Origin of the sequence: Chromobacterium sp. CV08 (genome assembly GCF_051129845.1) — a bacterium.
Classification (GTDB): domain Bacteria; phylum Pseudomonadota; class Gammaproteobacteria; order Burkholderiales; family Chromobacteriaceae; genus Chromobacterium.
Genome location: NZ_CP150453.1, coordinates 2,222,640 through 2,236,969, shown reverse-complemented (window position 1 = coordinate 2,236,969; position 14,330 = coordinate 2,222,640). Strand labels below are relative to the sequence as shown.

General features: G+C 67.8%; 11 protein-coding genes. 1 reads left to right on the top strand and 10 read right to left on the bottom strand.

Translation table 11 applies throughout. From position 1 onward, the window contains the following. Window positions 1-40 precede the first annotated feature (40 nt). Window positions 41-751 (top strand): substrate-binding periplasmic protein, encoded by a 711-nt coding sequence (locus tag WNM05_RS10720; protein ID WP_434634891.1) that lies wholly within the window; start codon window positions 41-43, stop codon window positions 749-751. Window positions 752-798: 47 nt separating this feature from the next. Here the strand turns inward: WNM05_RS10720 and accD are convergent, their stop codons facing one another. The 10 genes from accD to leuB all read right to left on the bottom strand — a co-directional run bounded on the left by accD (window position 799) and on the right by leuB (window position 14,321). After that, on the bottom strand, window positions 799-1,668 hold the full coding sequence (gene accD, locus WNM05_RS10715) for an acetyl-CoA carboxylase, carboxyltransferase subunit beta (RefSeq protein ID WP_434634889.1): 870 nt from the start codon (window positions 1,666-1,668) through the stop codon (window positions 799-801). Between the two features lie 77 nt (window positions 1,669-1,745). Continuing rightward, complete coding sequence (gene trpA, locus WNM05_RS10710) at window positions 1,746-2,534, bottom strand: tryptophan synthase subunit alpha (RefSeq protein ID WP_434634888.1); 789 nt, start codon at window positions 2,532-2,534, stop codon at window positions 1,746-1,748. A 10-nt stretch (window positions 2,535-2,544) separates the two neighbouring features. Then, a complete protein-coding gene (trpB, locus tag WNM05_RS10705; RefSeq protein WP_434634885.1) occupies window positions 2,545-3,747 on the bottom strand; it encodes a tryptophan synthase subunit beta in 1,203 nt (400 codons plus the stop codon). Continuing rightward, window positions 3,734-4,357 (bottom strand): phosphoribosylanthranilate isomerase, encoded by a 624-nt coding sequence (locus tag WNM05_RS10700; RefSeq protein ID WP_434635146.1) that lies wholly within the window; start codon window positions 4,355-4,357, stop codon window positions 3,734-3,736. The genes trpB and WNM05_RS10700 overlap by 14 nt, the downstream gene beginning before the upstream one ends. Window positions 4,358-4,388: 31 nt before the next feature. Next, the gene (gene truA / locus WNM05_RS10695; RefSeq protein ID WP_434635145.1) at window positions 4,389-5,177 is read right to left on the bottom strand and encodes a tRNA pseudouridine(38-40) synthase TruA; all 789 of its coding nucleotides are present in this window, start codon (window positions 5,175-5,177) and stop codon (window positions 4,389-4,391) included. 153 nt (window positions 5,178-5,330) lie between these two features. Beyond that, window positions 5,331-7,754, bottom strand: coding sequence for a type IV pilus assembly protein FimV (locus WNM05_RS10690; protein ID WP_434634882.1), 2,424 nt, complete (start codon window positions 7,752-7,754; stop codon window positions 5,331-5,333). A gap of 312 nt (window positions 7,755-8,066) precedes the next feature. Continuing rightward, window positions 8,067-10,340: a FimV/HubP family polar landmark protein gene (locus WNM05_RS10685; RefSeq protein ID WP_434634880.1), complete on the bottom strand. Its 2,274-nt coding sequence runs from the start codon at window positions 10,338-10,340 to the stop codon at window positions 8,067-8,069. A gap of 387 nt (window positions 10,341-10,727) precedes the next feature. Further along, on the bottom strand, window positions 10,728-11,738 hold the full coding sequence (locus WNM05_RS10680; protein ID WP_434634878.1) for an aspartate-semialdehyde dehydrogenase: 1,011 nt from the start codon (window positions 11,736-11,738) through the stop codon (window positions 10,728-10,730). Between the two features lie 130 nt (window positions 11,739-11,868). Then, complete coding sequence (gene asd / locus WNM05_RS10675; RefSeq protein WP_434634876.1) at window positions 11,869-12,975, bottom strand: aspartate-semialdehyde dehydrogenase; 1,107 nt, start codon at window positions 12,973-12,975, stop codon at window positions 11,869-11,871. Between the two features lie 281 nt (window positions 12,976-13,256). Continuing rightward, window positions 13,257-14,321: a 3-isopropylmalate dehydrogenase gene (leuB, locus tag WNM05_RS10670; RefSeq protein WP_434634874.1), complete on the bottom strand. Its 1,065-nt coding sequence runs from the start codon at window positions 14,319-14,321 to the stop codon at window positions 13,257-13,259. Window positions 14,322-14,330: the final 9 nt, after the last annotated feature.

The window sequence follows — 14,330 nt, the reverse complement described above, 5'->3', positions numbered from 1 at the left end:
CTAAGAAGAAGACGGGTCCGCCCGCCAACCGGAACCCATCATGCCGCATGCGACCACGCACAAGCTCCTGCAGGCCAGCCTCCTGCTGCTGGCCGCGTCCTGCGCCTTTCCGGCGGACCCCATCCGTCTCGCCACCCACCAGCAGCCTCCGCTTTCCTTCACCCGCGACAACGGCCAGGCCGACGGCCTGACCGTCCAGATCGTCGCCTGCGCGCTGAACAAGATGCAGCGCGCCTACACCATAGACGTCCTGCCCTGGGCGCGCGCGCAGTTGCTGGTCCAGCTGCAGCAGGCCGACGGCTTCTTCGCCGCCACGCCATCGGCGGAACGGGACGACTACGCCGTACTCTCCGACGCGCTGATTCCGTACGAGCGCCGCTGGTATCTGCTGAAGAACAGCCCGCTGTCCCCATCCGACCCGGAATTCAAGCGCCAGGCCCGCATCGGCGCCTTCAACGGCTCCAATATGGACGGCTGGCTGCGTGAGCACGGCTACCGCCTGACCGCCACGCCGCCCAATAGCGAGCTGCTGCTGCGCATGCTGCAATCGCGGCGGGTGGACGCCGTACTCGGCAACAACTACGCGATGGACGCGCTGATCGCGCGGCTGGGGCTGCAGGCGGAGCTGCGCAGCGAGCGGGCCGAGGCGTTGCCGATGGGCGTCTATTTCGGCAAGGCCTTCCTCGCCCGCGAAGGGCCGCAATTCCTGCCGCAATTCAATGGCGCGCTGCAGGGCTGCCGGTCCAAATGAAAACGCCGCCCACTGGCGGCGTTTCATCGATGCGGGGAAGGCGCCGTTCAGACGACGGCCGGCTCCCGCATCAGCAGCGTGACCAGATCGGCGATCTTGCGCTTCAGCTCGCGCCGGTCGACCACCATGTCCACCGCGCCCTTGTCCAGCAGGAACTCGGCGCGCTGGAAACCTTCCGGCAGCGTCTCACGCACGGTCTGCTCGATCACCCGAGCGCCAGCGAAGCCGATGCGCGCCTTGGGCTCGGCCATCACCACATCGCCGAGGAAGGCGAACGACGCCGAGACGCCGCCCATCGTCGGATCGGTCAGCACCGAGATGAACGGCAGCTTGTGCTCGCTCAGCAACTGCAGCGCGGCGCTGGTCTTGGCCATCTGCATCAACGAGTTCAGGCCTTCCTGCATCCGCGCGCCGCCCGAGGCCGCCACGCAGATGAACGGCGCCTTGGCCTCGACCGCCGCCCGCACGCCGCGCACGAAGCGCTCGCCGACGACCGAGCCCATCGAGCCGCCGATGAACTTGAACTCGAACGCCGCGACGACCGCCGGCAGCGAATGGATGCTGCCCTGCATCACCACCAGCGCGTCGTCCTCGCCGGTGTCGCTCTTCGCGGCGGACAGGCGGTCCGGATACTTCTTGCTGTCCTTGAACTTGAGTATGTCAACCGGCTTGACCTCCTCGCCCACCTCGCGCCGGCCCTCTTCGTCCAGCAGCAGGTTCAGGCGCTCGCGCGCCGACAACGGATGGTGGTGGCTGCACTTGGGACATACCTGCAGATTGCTCTCCAAGTCGGTGTAATACAGCACCGCTTCGCATTCCGGGCATTTGCTCCAAAGCCCCTCGGGTACCGCGGAAGGTTTGTCGGCGCGGTTCTCGCGCTTGATCTTCGGCGGGAGGAGCTTGTTCAACCAGCTCATGCTGACTCCTTGAATCTGGGTGTCCGGGAATCGTTCCCGACACATTGCAACGGGGGCGCTGCGCCCCCGTCGGTGTTCTAGCGGATGGCGGCCTTCAATTCGGCCACCAGATGGGTTAACTGCTCTCTGGCAGTTTCGGGTGTCGCCGCCTCGATTTCCTGTACCAGCCGGCTGCCGACCACCACCGCGTCCGCGGTGGCGGCGATGGCCTTGGCGGTCGCGGCGTCGCGAATGCCAAAACCGACGCCTATCGGCAACGGCAATTGTTCCCTGAGGGCAGTAATTTTACGCGCTACGTCATCAATGTCCAGATGTCCGGCGCCGGTGACGCCCTTCAGCGACACATAATAAACGTATCCGCGCGCCAGACGGGCGATTTCTGCGACCCGCTCAGGCGGCGTCGTCGGCGCCACCAGGAAGACGGTGTCCAGGCCTTCGGCGTCCAGCGCGGCCTGCAGCTCGGCGGCCTCTTCCGGCGGGCAATCGACGGTCAGCGCGCCGTCGACGCCGGCGGCCCTGGCCCGCCGGGCGAATTCGGCATAGCCCATCGCGCACAGCGGATTCAGATAGCCCATCAGCACCACCGGCGTCTTCGCGTTGTCGCGGCGGAACTCGGCCACCATCTCCAGCACGTGGCGCAGACCGACCTTGTGCGTCAGCGCGCGCTCGGACGCGCGCTGGATCACCGGACCGTCGGCCATCGGATCGGAGAACGGCACGCCCAGCTCGATGATGTCGGCGCCGCCGTCGACCAGGCCGTGCATCAGCGACACGGTCAGGCCGGGATTCGGATCGCCGGCGGTGATGAACGGAATCAGCGCCTTTTTGCCGGCCAGTTCGGCGAAACAGTTCGCAATACGTGACATTTTCGCCCCCTTACAGCGTGATGCCGGACAGGCCGGCCACGGTATTGATGTCCTTGTCGCCGCGACCTGACAAATTGACCAGTATCACCTGGTCCTTGCCCATGGTGGGCGCGGTCTTGGCGGCCCAGGCCAGCGCGTGGCTGGACTCCAGCGCCGGGATGATGCCCTCCAGATGGCAGCAGTCGTGGAAGGCGCGCAAGGCCTCGTCGTCGTCTATCGCCGCGTACTCGGCGCGGCCGATGTCCTTCAGGAAACTGTGCTCCGGGCCGACGCCGGGATAGTCGAGGCCGGCGGAAACCGAATGGGTCTCGACGATCTGGCCGTCCTCGTCCTGCATCAGATAGCTCTTGGAACCGTGCAGCACGCCGACCTTGGCCCCGGCGGTGATCGGCGCGGCGTGGCGGCCGCTGGCGAGGCCGTGGCCGCCGGCCTCGACGCCGACCATGCGCACGCCGGGCACGTCGATGTACGGATGGAACAGGCCGATGGCGTTGGAACCGCCGCCGACACAGGCGACGACCACATCGGGCTGACGGCCTATCACTTCCGGCATCTGCACCTTGGCCTCGCTGCCTATCACCGACACGAAATCGCGCACCAGCATCGGATACGGATGCGGACCGGCGGCGGTGCCCAGGATGTAGAAGGTGGAGTCGACATTGGTCACCCAGTCGCGCATCGCCTCGTTCAACGCGTCCTTCAGCGTCTTGGAGCCGGACTCCACCGGCACCACGGTGGCGCCCAAGAGCTTCATCCGGAACACGTTCGGCGACTGGCGCTTGACGTCCTCGGCGCCCATGTAGACGACGCACTCCATGCCGTAGCGCGCGGCGACGGTGGCGGTGGCCACGCCGTGCTGGCCGGCGCCGGTCTCGGCGATCACGCGCTTCTTGCCCATGCGGCGGGCCAGCAGCGCCTGGCCAATCGCGTTGTTGATCTTGTGGGCGCCGGTATGGTTCAGGTCTTCGCGCTTGAACCAGATCTGCGCGCCGCCCAGCTGTTCGGACCAGCGCTTGGCGTGGTAGACGGGGCTGGGACGGCCGACATAGTGCTTGAGTTCGTGATGGAACTCCTGCCAGAACGTCGGATCGGCCTTCACGCGAGCGTATTCCTGCTTCAACTGGTCCAGCGCCACCATCAAGGTTTCGGCGACGTAGACGCCGCCATAGGGGCCGAAATGCCCCTGCGCATCCGGAAAATCATACCGATCCATGTCTTGCTCCTGATATGAAGGCCGCCATCCTGGCGGCATTTTTGATACCCTTGCCCGCCTCCACTCCGCTGGAGACGTCGACCGCCGCCGGCTTCGTCCGGCGCACGGCTTCGATGATGTTGTTTTCGTCCAGGCCTCCGGACAGGATCAGCGGCAGCGGCAGATCGTCCGGCAGCAGCGCCCAGTCGAAAGTGGTCCCGGTGCCGCCGTGCGCGCCGTCGACGAAGGCGTCGGTCAGCAGGCCGCGCGCGTCCGGGTAGCGGCGCGCCCACTCGATCAGATCGACGCCCGGCTTCACCCTGACCGCCTTCAGATAGGGCCGCTTGAAGGAGCGGCAGAACTCGGCCGTCTCCTCGCCGTGGAATTGCAGCACGTCTATCGCGCAGCCGGCCAGCACCTCGTCCACCCATTCGCGTTCGGGATTGACGAACAAGGCCACGACGGTGACGAAGGGCGGCAGCGCGGCGATCACCGCCCGCGCCTGCTCCAGCGACACATTGCGCGGGCTCTTGCCGTAGAAGACCAGGCCGATGGCGTCGGCGCCCAGCCGGGCCGCCTCGGCACCGTCCTCGGGCCGGGTGATGCCGCAAATCTTGATTCTGACCACGATTCCTCGCATCCGCTTGATAACGATTAAAACATCAGCGCAATCTTAGGCGCGCCGCCTCGCAGCGCGACGGCAGCGCGAATTCGTCGGGATAGCCGACGCCGGTCAGGTACAGCCCGTCCGGCATGAAGGTCGGCGGCGCGCTGGTGCGGTCGCGCGCGGCCAGCAGCCCCTGCATGTCGTCCGGACTCAGCGCGCCCTTGCCGACGTAAAGCAGTGCGCCGACGATGTTCCGCACCATGTGGTGCAGGAAGGCGTCGGCGTTCAGATCGAAACGCAGCAGGCCGTCGGCCTCGACGATGTCCAGCTGCTGCAGATCCTTGACCGGCGACTTCGCCTGGCATTCCGATGCGCGGAAGCTGGAAAAATCGTGCCGGCCCAGCAGGCGCGCCGCCGCGTCGCGCATCGCGTCCACGTCCAGCGCCTGATGATACCAGCCGACCTTGCCCGCCAGCAGGCAGGAGCGCACCGGATGGGTCAGCAGGAAATAGCTGTAGCTGCGGGAAAAGGCGGAAAAACGGGCGTGGAAATCGTCGCCGACCTCGCGCGCCCACACCACGGCCACTTCCGGGGGCAATAGCGCGTTGACGCCGCGGACCCAGGCGTTCAGCGGCCGGGACGCGTCGGTATCGAAATGGACCACCTGCATCGCCGCGTGCACGCCGGCGTCGGTGCGGCCGGCGGCGTGGGTCTGCACATCGCGGTTGCCGGCGATCTGCCCCAATGCCCGATTCAGCCGGTCCTGCACCGTGTTGCCGTGAGGCTGGCTCTGCCAGCCGGCGAAGGCGCGGCCGTCGTACTCCAGTCCCAGCGCGATTCGAATAGTGTTACTGCTCAATGTGAAGGCTTTGCGATTTCGGATTGCGATTCGATGGGCCGCCCTCGGGGGCGGCGGGGATTCGCCCTATTATGGCAGCAACGCCGGCCAGCGTATACAGAGGGGGGCGGGGCCGGAACGGCCCCGCGGACCACCGCGTCAACGCCCTTGCTGCGCCTCGCGGATCAGGGTGTCGGCGGTCTCCTTGTCGCCCATTTCCAGGTAGAGCTTGGCCAGCTCCATCTTCTCCTTGTCGGGCTCGACGACGGGAGCCGGCCGGGCGGCCGGAGCCGGAGCGGGCGGCGGAGCCGAAACCGGCGCGGGAGTCGGCGCCGGCGGCGTTTCCGCGGCCGGCCCAGCCGCGGCTTCGGACATCGCCGGACGCGACGCCGGCACCGGTTCCGGCTCCAGCGCGCCGACGCCCGGCATCGCCGCCGTCTCCGGCGCCGCTTCGGACTGGAACAACGGGTGGCCCGGCACCTTGTCCCTTCCCAGCTCGCACACCCTCATCCACAGCGTGCCGTTCGGATCGAACAGGCCCTTGGTGACGGTCGCCTCGCGGACAAAGGGCTCCTTGTCCTGCTGGGCCGCCAGCACCTCCAGCAGCTTGTAGCGCAGATCCTGCCGCATCGGCTCCTTCTCCAGCGCCTCGCGCAGGATGGCGATCACCTGGTCGTCGCGGCCGTAGGCCAGATAGACCTCGGCCTCGGCCATCACGTCCACCGAACCCAGGTCGATGCCGTCGCCCTTCTTCAGCGAGCCCATCAACGACGTCAGCGGCCCAAGCGTCAGCAGCGCGGACGCCCCCTTCTCCGGATCGCCGCCGGCCGGCTCCGCCTCGTCGGCCGGGCCGCTACGTTTGCGGCGTATCAGCAGCAAGGCCACCAGCGCCAGCGCGGCCGCTGCGCCGCCTAGCTTGATCTGCACGTCGCGGTCGTTCAAGGCCGCCAGCGTCTGGTCCACCATGCCGACCGGCCTCGGCGCCGGCTTCGGCTGCGATTTCTCTCCCGGCGCCACCGCCCGCGCGACCGGAACGGTCTCGACGCGGATCACGGCCGGCGGCCCGGCATGCTCGCCCCGCCGCGAAGGCCCGGACGGCGGCACGGTCATCGCGCCTGGAGACGGCTTGGCCGTTTCGGCCGGCTTCCTGTCCGCCGGCGCCTCCGCCGCGGGCGCGGCGGGATGGGCCGCCGCGGCCTTGGCCTTGCCCTGCTGGATCGCGCGAAGCTGCTGCTCCAGCTCCCGGGTCCGCTGCTCGGTGGCTTTCAGCGCCTGGTCCTGGGCCAGCAACGTGCTGCGCATCCTGTGCTCGGCCGCCAGCTCCGTCGCCGACGCGGCCGGCTTGGCGGGCGGCAGCGCCTTGACGGCCGGCTTGGCTTCAGGCTTGGGCTGCGGCGCGGCTACAGGCTTGGCCTCGGCCTTGACGGGCGGCTTGGCCGCCGGCTGCGCATGGTCCGCCTGCCGCCCGTCGGCCAGCAATTTGGCCATCGTGCCGGGCTTGGCTTCGGTCGGCGCCGGTTTCGCGGCTTCGCGGGACTCTCCGTCCAGCAGCCGCCACTTGGCCGGATAGCGCAGCTCGGCTCCGGCCAGCAGCTTGTTGGCGTCACCGCGGATGAAGGCGTCGGGATTGTCCTTCAGCAAGCGGGTCGCGACGTCTTCGCCGCGGGCGTGGCCGCGCATGCGCGCGGCGATGCCGGACAAGGTGTCGCCCTTGCGCACGCTGTAATGATTGGCCGCTTCGGCGGCGGCCGGCGCGGCCTCCGGATGGACCGGCGCCGCCTTGTCCAGCGCCAGCGCGTAGACTTTCTGCGCCTTGACGTTGCCGGCGGCGACCTCCAGCCGGAACGACAGCCGCGGCGAGGTGATCGGCAGGGCCGACGACAGCTGCAGCACGCGGCGGCCGTCGGCCGCGCGTTCCAGCCGGTAGGCGATAGACGCGACCTGCTGCAGCTGCTCCCTGGCCGACGCGCTCTGCACGATATCGGACGATATCGCCACCTGCACCTGCTCGGCCCTGTCGAACACGCCGCCCAGCAACGGCAACTCCGCCAGCAGCGGCTCGCCCAGCCGGGAGCTGACGCGCAGGTCCCCCAGGCCGGCGCCGTCCAGGCGCGAGCCCTGGTCCGGCGTCGCCGCGTGGTGTTTGCCGTCGTCGCCGCCGGCCGGCGCCGGCGCCTTGCGGCGCGGTCCGTCTCGCTTGTAATCGACCTCGAATTCGCGCACCAGGCTGCCGGCCGGCCAATGCACCTCGACCGCGAAACGCAACAGCGGCTCATTGAAACTGGCGGGGCCTCTGACCAGGACTTTCTGGATATGTCCGTCGCCGCCGCGCACCAGATTGAATTGCAATACCGAAGCCGAAGCGCTGTATGGCGACAGCAGCGGATAATGGTTGCGGTCGGCCAGATTGGCCTGGGCGAAATCCTCTACGTCCTCGTTCACCACCGGTATTTCGGCGGAAAACGCTTCGCCGTCGGCAGACAGCACGTGAATCGGGCCCAGCCCCGCATGCGCTGCGGAAATGCCGCCCAAACCAGCCAACAGCAGAGCCAGGCTCGCCTTGCGAAAATTTGCAGACATCATTAGAGGTTCCCAATCTTACCGCGTACACGATTCCATCCGGATTCGACGGAACAAACCGTCACTCGCCCAAAAAACCCGACCACCGAATAAAAGCGGGCATTCTGCAGATTCGTATAATTAAACCTTATAGCACTTTCGATTGGCAATCCCATGTCAATTGCGATTGCCGGCGCCGATATTCCCGCCGGCGCGTCGGCTGCGATTATACCGGCGCGGCGTCCCATCCGTTTTTCAAACCGGAATCTCCGGGCCGGGACATAAAAAAACCGGGCGTCGCCGAATCCGACACCCGGTTTTTCGCGGCCGCAGCGATCAACTGCTGATCTTGTCCAGCAAGGCCTGGGCCTCGTCCCGCAGCGGCCCCTGCGCCTCGCTCAACAGATCCTGCAAGACTTCGCGCGCGCCTTCGCGGTCGCCCATGTCAAGGTAGACCTTGGCCAGATCCAGCTTGGTCGCGAGCGGATCGTCGAGCACCGACAGACCCTCGGCCTTGGCCTCCGGCTCCGCGGCGGCTTCGGCCGGCGCTTCCGCCGGCTCGGCCAGCATGTCGGCGTACAGCGACTCCAGTCCCTCGGCCTGCTCCGCCGCCGGCTTGGCCTCCTCCGCCGGCGCCCCTTCGAGATTGAAATCGAAATCGAGCAGATTGGCCTCGGCCGGCGCCGGCTCCGCCGCCGCCTCCCCGGCCGCCGCGGCGCCCTCCTCCGGCAGCATCGCCTCCAGATCGAAATCCAGCGCGCTGGCTTCGGGCGCGGCAGCTTCGACGCCGTCGGCCGGCGTGTCGAACAGCGCGGCCAGCGGATCCGCCTCTTCCGGCGCGGCGGCTGCCGCCGCCGGCTCGGTCGCCGCTTGCACGGCCGCCGGCTGGTCGCCGCCGAACAGCTCCTGGTCGAGGTCTATCATCACGCCCGGCGTCGCCGCCGCCAGTTCCGGCTCGGACTCCGGCTCGGCCTGGTACAGCGGATTGTCCGGATCGATCGCGCGGCCCAGCGTCACCGTGCGGCCCCACATCACGCCCTTGCCGTCGAAGGCGACGTGCATCTCCTTGGCCAGGCGTTCGAAGCTGACCGGGTCCGGCCGGGCCGCGTACACCTCCATCAGCTTCATCCTGACCTCGTGCCGCGACGGGTCCTTCAACAATGCGTCCTTGAGGATGTCCTCGGCCTGCTGGTCGCGTCCATAGGCGATATAGACCTCGGCCTCGGCCACCGGATCGACCTCGCCGGCGTCGATGGCGCCGGCGGCCTGGGTGAAATTGCTCATGAAGGAGTTGCCGCCGCCGCCGGTGTTCGGCCCCGGCGCGGCGGGAGAGCGGCCCAGCGTGGCGCTGCCGCTGCCGGCGACCAGCGAGGACGCCGCGGCGCGCCGGCGGGCTATCATCACGCCCAGCAAGGCCAGCAAGCCTACGGCGACGATGCCGCCGCCGACCAGCGGCAGATAGGCCAGCACCCGGTCAAGCAGCGAGGGCTTGGCCGGCGGCGGCGGCACGGCCACGTGCGCCGGCTTGGCATGGGGCTTTGGCTTGGCCTGCGGCTTCGGCGCGCTGGCCGCCTGAGCCGGCACGCTGGCGGGCGCGGCCATCGCGGCGGAAGCCGGCGCGGCGGCCGCCATGGCAGACGACGCCGGCATCGGCATCGGCTTGCCGGCCTGCAAGGCCCGCAGCTGCTGCTCCAGCGCCGCGATGCGGGTGGTCGCGTCCTGCAGCGCCTTCTCGCGCGCGTTGATCTGCTGTTGCAGATCGTTCAGCCTGGCGTTGTCGGGCGCATCGCCCGGCGCCAGCTTCAACACGTCCTTGCCGGCCGGCGCGGCGCCGGCCTGGCTGTCGGCGGAAGCGCCCGGCTGCGCCGCCGGGGCGGCGTCGCCGAGTATGCCGGCCACCTGTTCGGCCGACAGCGACTTGATCTTGCGCGCCGGCGGGACTTTCAGCACCGAGCCCGGCTGCGGATGGTTGACGTCGCCGGAAAAGGCGTCCGGATTGGCCTGAGCCAGCGCGGCCATCGTCTGGCGCAGCGAGGCGCCCTTGGGCCGGACCCGCTGCGCCAGCGAACGCAGCGTGGCGCCCTGGCGCACGCGGAGTTCGGCCGGCGCCGCCGCCGCCCGCGCCGGCCTGGCCGACGGCGCCGCCTGGTAGCGGCTTGCCTGGTCGCTGTCGGCATAGCTGGGCACGTCCTGCACGATGTTCTGGCCGGCCGCGTAGTTGGCCGGATCGAGCAGCACCGTGTATTCGCGCACCGAGCGGCCCGAAGGCGCCTTGGCCTCGACGACGAAGCGAAGATAGGGATCGTTGATAGGCTGGGTGGAACTGACGCGTATGATCGCGCCGCGGGCACTGGCGTTCAGCGCGAAGCGCAGCGACGACAGCGAGGTGGAATAATCGACGTTCAGCGCCTGGAAGGTTTCGATGCTGGCCAGCCCCACCCGCACCGCGTCCATCTCGCCGGGCGGCACCCCGGTCATCTCGATGTCCGCGCGCAGCGTCTCCCCCAGATTGGAACGGACGTAGATCTTCCCCAGTCCGGCCCAGGCGGCGGCAGAGCACGCCAGGCCCACCAACAGCACGCCAAGTTTGAGTTTTCCCTGATTTCTCACTGTCTACCTTCCGGTACTGTCTTTATCTGAAATCTTATCGACGGGTACCCGGCTTCAAGCCCTTGGGTAACTGCTGCAATCTTAGGCCCTGGCAAGGCGTTTAGCCAGACTTCATGACGATGGGCGGCCATGAAGTCCAGCCGGGTACTTGGCGCCTGTTTACGATTTTTTGCGGCATCGGCGGTTTCCTGCCGAATGCAGGGCGCTCCAAGCGGCCCGCCGCGGTGTCGTCCACTGCCGGGGACGTTTGACAAAGTCATGCGCCGGCAGAAAACCGCCCCGCAGGACTGGCCAGCCGGCGGGCCATCTGCCGCGTTGTCGGACTAGGCCTGGCATCTGGACCGCTGGCTGGGCTGCGCTGCTCACAAAAAGACTATGAACAGGCTCTTACATCAGCGAGCCTTGCCCCGCCAGCAGCTCGGCGATGCGCACGCAATGGACGGCGGCGCCAGCCCGGACGTTGTCGGCCGACAGCCACAGGCTCAACACCTTGCCATGCTGGCGCAGGCGGCTGACCCAGACGCCCTCGTTGCCGGTGGCCTCCATCGGCGTGACGTAGCCGCCGTGCTTGTCGCGTCCCACCAGCTGCAATCCTGCGGCCTTCAGGCGCGTCTGGACTTGCTCGAGGTCAAAGGCTTCATGCAATTCGACTTGAATCGCCCAGCTGTGGCCGAAAAACACCGGCACCCGCGCGCAGGTGACTTCCAGCTGTTCCGGCTTCAGCTTCAACAGCCGGGCGGTCTCGTCGCGCACCGAGCGCTCCTCTTCCGAATCGCCGCTGTCGTCGATGTCGCCGATCTGCGGCAGCACGTTGAAGGCGATGCGCTTGGCGTAGACTTGGGTTTCCGCCTCGCGGTGGGAGAACAGCGCGGTGGTCTGATCGGCCATCTCCTCCATCGCCTTCTGGCCGCTGCCGGACACCGCCTGATAGGTGGCGACGGTGACGCGCCGGATGCCCAGCGGCGCCAGCGGCGCCAGCGCCAGCGCCAGCGGCGTCACCGTGCAGTTGGGCACGGACACCAGCGGCGCGCGGCCCAGCTCCTCCAGCTCGGCGGCGTTCAGCGCCGGCACCACCAGCGGCACGCCGGCGTCGCCGCGGAAGGCGGAACTGAAATCGACCACGGCCGCGCCGGCGTCCCGCGCCTGCGGCACGTACTGGCGGGAAATGTCGCCGCCGGCGGCGAAGATGGCCAGGCCGACGTTCTCGAAATTGAACTCGTCGACCGGATGCACGTCCAGTTCCAGATTGCCCAGCGACACGGTGTTGCCGTCCTGCTCGGCGCTGTCCACCGCGAACACGCGGGCGGCCGGGAAATTGCGCTCGGCCAGGAGTTCCAGCACGGCCTGGCCCACCAGGCTGGTGGCGCCCACGACGGCGATCTGCAGAGAAGTCGACATAATCTTGTTCCTATCGTTACCGCCGGCAGCGTCCCGCTCGCCGGCATTGCAATGCGAAAAGGGCACCGAAGTGCCCTTGAATGCGGTGAAGGTCGGCAAGGCCGACCCAGGCTGGCGCCTATTCTACCCGTCAGCGCTCGATCAGGATACGCAGCATGCGGCGCAGCGGCTCGGCGGCGCCCCATAACAGCTGGTCGCCGATCACGAAGGCGGACAGATACTCGCCGCCCATGTTCAGCTTGCGCACGCGGCCGACGCCCACTTCCAGGCCGCCGGTGATCGCGGCCGGGGTCAGCTCCCTGACCGAGATCTCGCGTTCGTTCGGCACCCACTTCACCCAGTCGTTGCCGGACTTGATGATGGCTTCGATCTCGGACAGCGGCAGGTCCTTCTTCAGCTTCACGGTCAGCGCCAGGCTGTGGCAGCGCATCGCGCCGATGCGCACGCACAGGCCGTCGACCGGAATCGCGGCCGGCGTGCCGAGAATCTTGTTGACCTCGGCCTGGCCCTTCCACTCTTCCTTCGACTGGCCGTTGTCCAGCTGCTTGTCTATCCACGGGATCAGGCCGCCGGCCAGCGGCGCGCCGAAGAATTCGGTCGGCACGTCCTCGCGTATGGCCTGGGCCACCTTGCGGTCTATGTCCAGGATGGCCGACGACGGCGTGGCCAGCTCGTTCGCCACCGTCGAATGGATCGCGCCCATGCCCTTCAGCAATTCGCGCATGTGGTTGGCGCCGCCGCCGGAAGCCGCCTGGTAGGTCATCGACGACACCCAGTCGACCAGGCCTTCGCGGAACAGGCCGTTGATGCCCATCAGCATGATGGAGTTGGTGCAGTTGCCGCCGATGTAGTCCTTGACGCCGTTGGCCAGGCCCTGGTCTATCAGGCCGCGGTTGACCGGGTCCAGCACGATGATGGCGTCGTCCTGCATCCGCAGCGTCGAGGCGGCGTCTATCCAGTAGCCGTTCCAGCCGGCGGCGCGCAGCTTGCCGTACACCTCGGTGGTGTAATCTCCGCCCTGGCAGGTGACGATCACGTCCATCGCCTTCAGCTCGCCGATGTCGCCGGCGTCCTTCAGCGGCGGCACCTCGCGGCCGATGTCCGGCGCCTTGCCGCCGACGTTGGAGGTGGTGAAGAACACCGGTTCCGCGATCACCGCGAAATCGTTTTCCTCGCGCATCCGCTGCATCAGCACCGAACCCACCATGCCGCGCCAGCCTACAAAGCCTACTCTCACTGTCAATCTCCCGAGTCTGTCCTAAGTCCGATATCGCGAGCGCCGCCCCGGCCCAGGCCGGCGCGGCGCTTGAATTTTTCTTGTCCCATTGTGCAGCGCGCCACCGCGGCAGGCAATGGGGCAAATCGTTTTTATTGTGAAGGTAAGCGGAACAATGGATTTAGCCCGCCTGGACATGCCGCCCGCGATGGCGGGCAAGCTTCGCGACGCGATGAAAAACGGCGCCATCCTGCGGGATGGCGCCGTTTGCACCCGGATAGCCCGGCATCCGCCGGGCCGCGTCACAAGGCCGCCACCACCGCGTCGCCCATGCCGGAGCAGCTGACCTTCTCGCAGCCGGCCTCGTGGATGTCGCCGGTGCGGTAGCCCTGGGCCAGCACTTTCTTGACCGCGTCCTCGACGCGGCGCGCCGCGTCCTCCTGGCCGAAGCTGTAGCGCAGCATCATCGCGGCGGACAGGATGGTGGCCAGCGGATTGGCCAGGTTCTGGCCGGCGATGTCGGGCGCCGAGCCGTGGCTGGGCTCGTACAGGCCCTTGTTGTTCTGGTCCAGCGAGGCCGACGGCAGCATGCCTATCGAGCCGGTCAGCATCGAGGCCTCGTCGGACAGGATGTCGCCGAAGATGTTGCCGGTGACCATCACGTCGAACTGCTTAGGATTGCGCACCAGCTGCATCGCGGCGTTGTCGACGTACATGTGGCTGAGCTCCACCTGCGGGTACTCGCGCGCGACGTCGATCATGATTTCCTTCCAGAATTCGGTGGTTTCCAGCACATTGGCCTTGTCCACCGAGCACAGCTTGCGGTTCCGCTTCATCGCGATGCCGAAGGCGACATGGGCGATGCGGCGCACCTCGCTCTCGCTGTAGCGCATGGTGTTGTAGGCCTCGCGCTCGCCCAGCTCGTTGACGGCGATGCCGCGCGGCTGGCCGAAATAGATGTCGCCGGTCAGCTCGCGGACGATCATGATGTCCAGGCCGGCCACCACCTCGGGCTTCAGCGTCGACGCGTTGGCCAGTTCCGGGTACAGGATGGCCGGACGCAGGTTGGCGAACAGGCCCAGGTCCTTGCGTATCGCCAGCAGGCCGCGTTCGGGCCGCAGCGGCCGGTCCAGCTTGTCGTATTGCGGGCCGCCGACGGCGCCCAGCAGCACCGCGTCGGCGTCGCCGCACAGCTTGCGGGTGAATTCCGGATACGGCTGGCCGAAGGCGTCGTAGGCCGCGCCGCCCAGCGGCGCGTGCTCGGTCTCGATCGGCAGGCCGTCGCGACGCAGCACTTCCAGCACCCGCTCGGCCTGGGCGATGATTTCCGGACCGATGCCGTCCCCCGGCAAGATGGCGATCTTCATGGTTTCTTC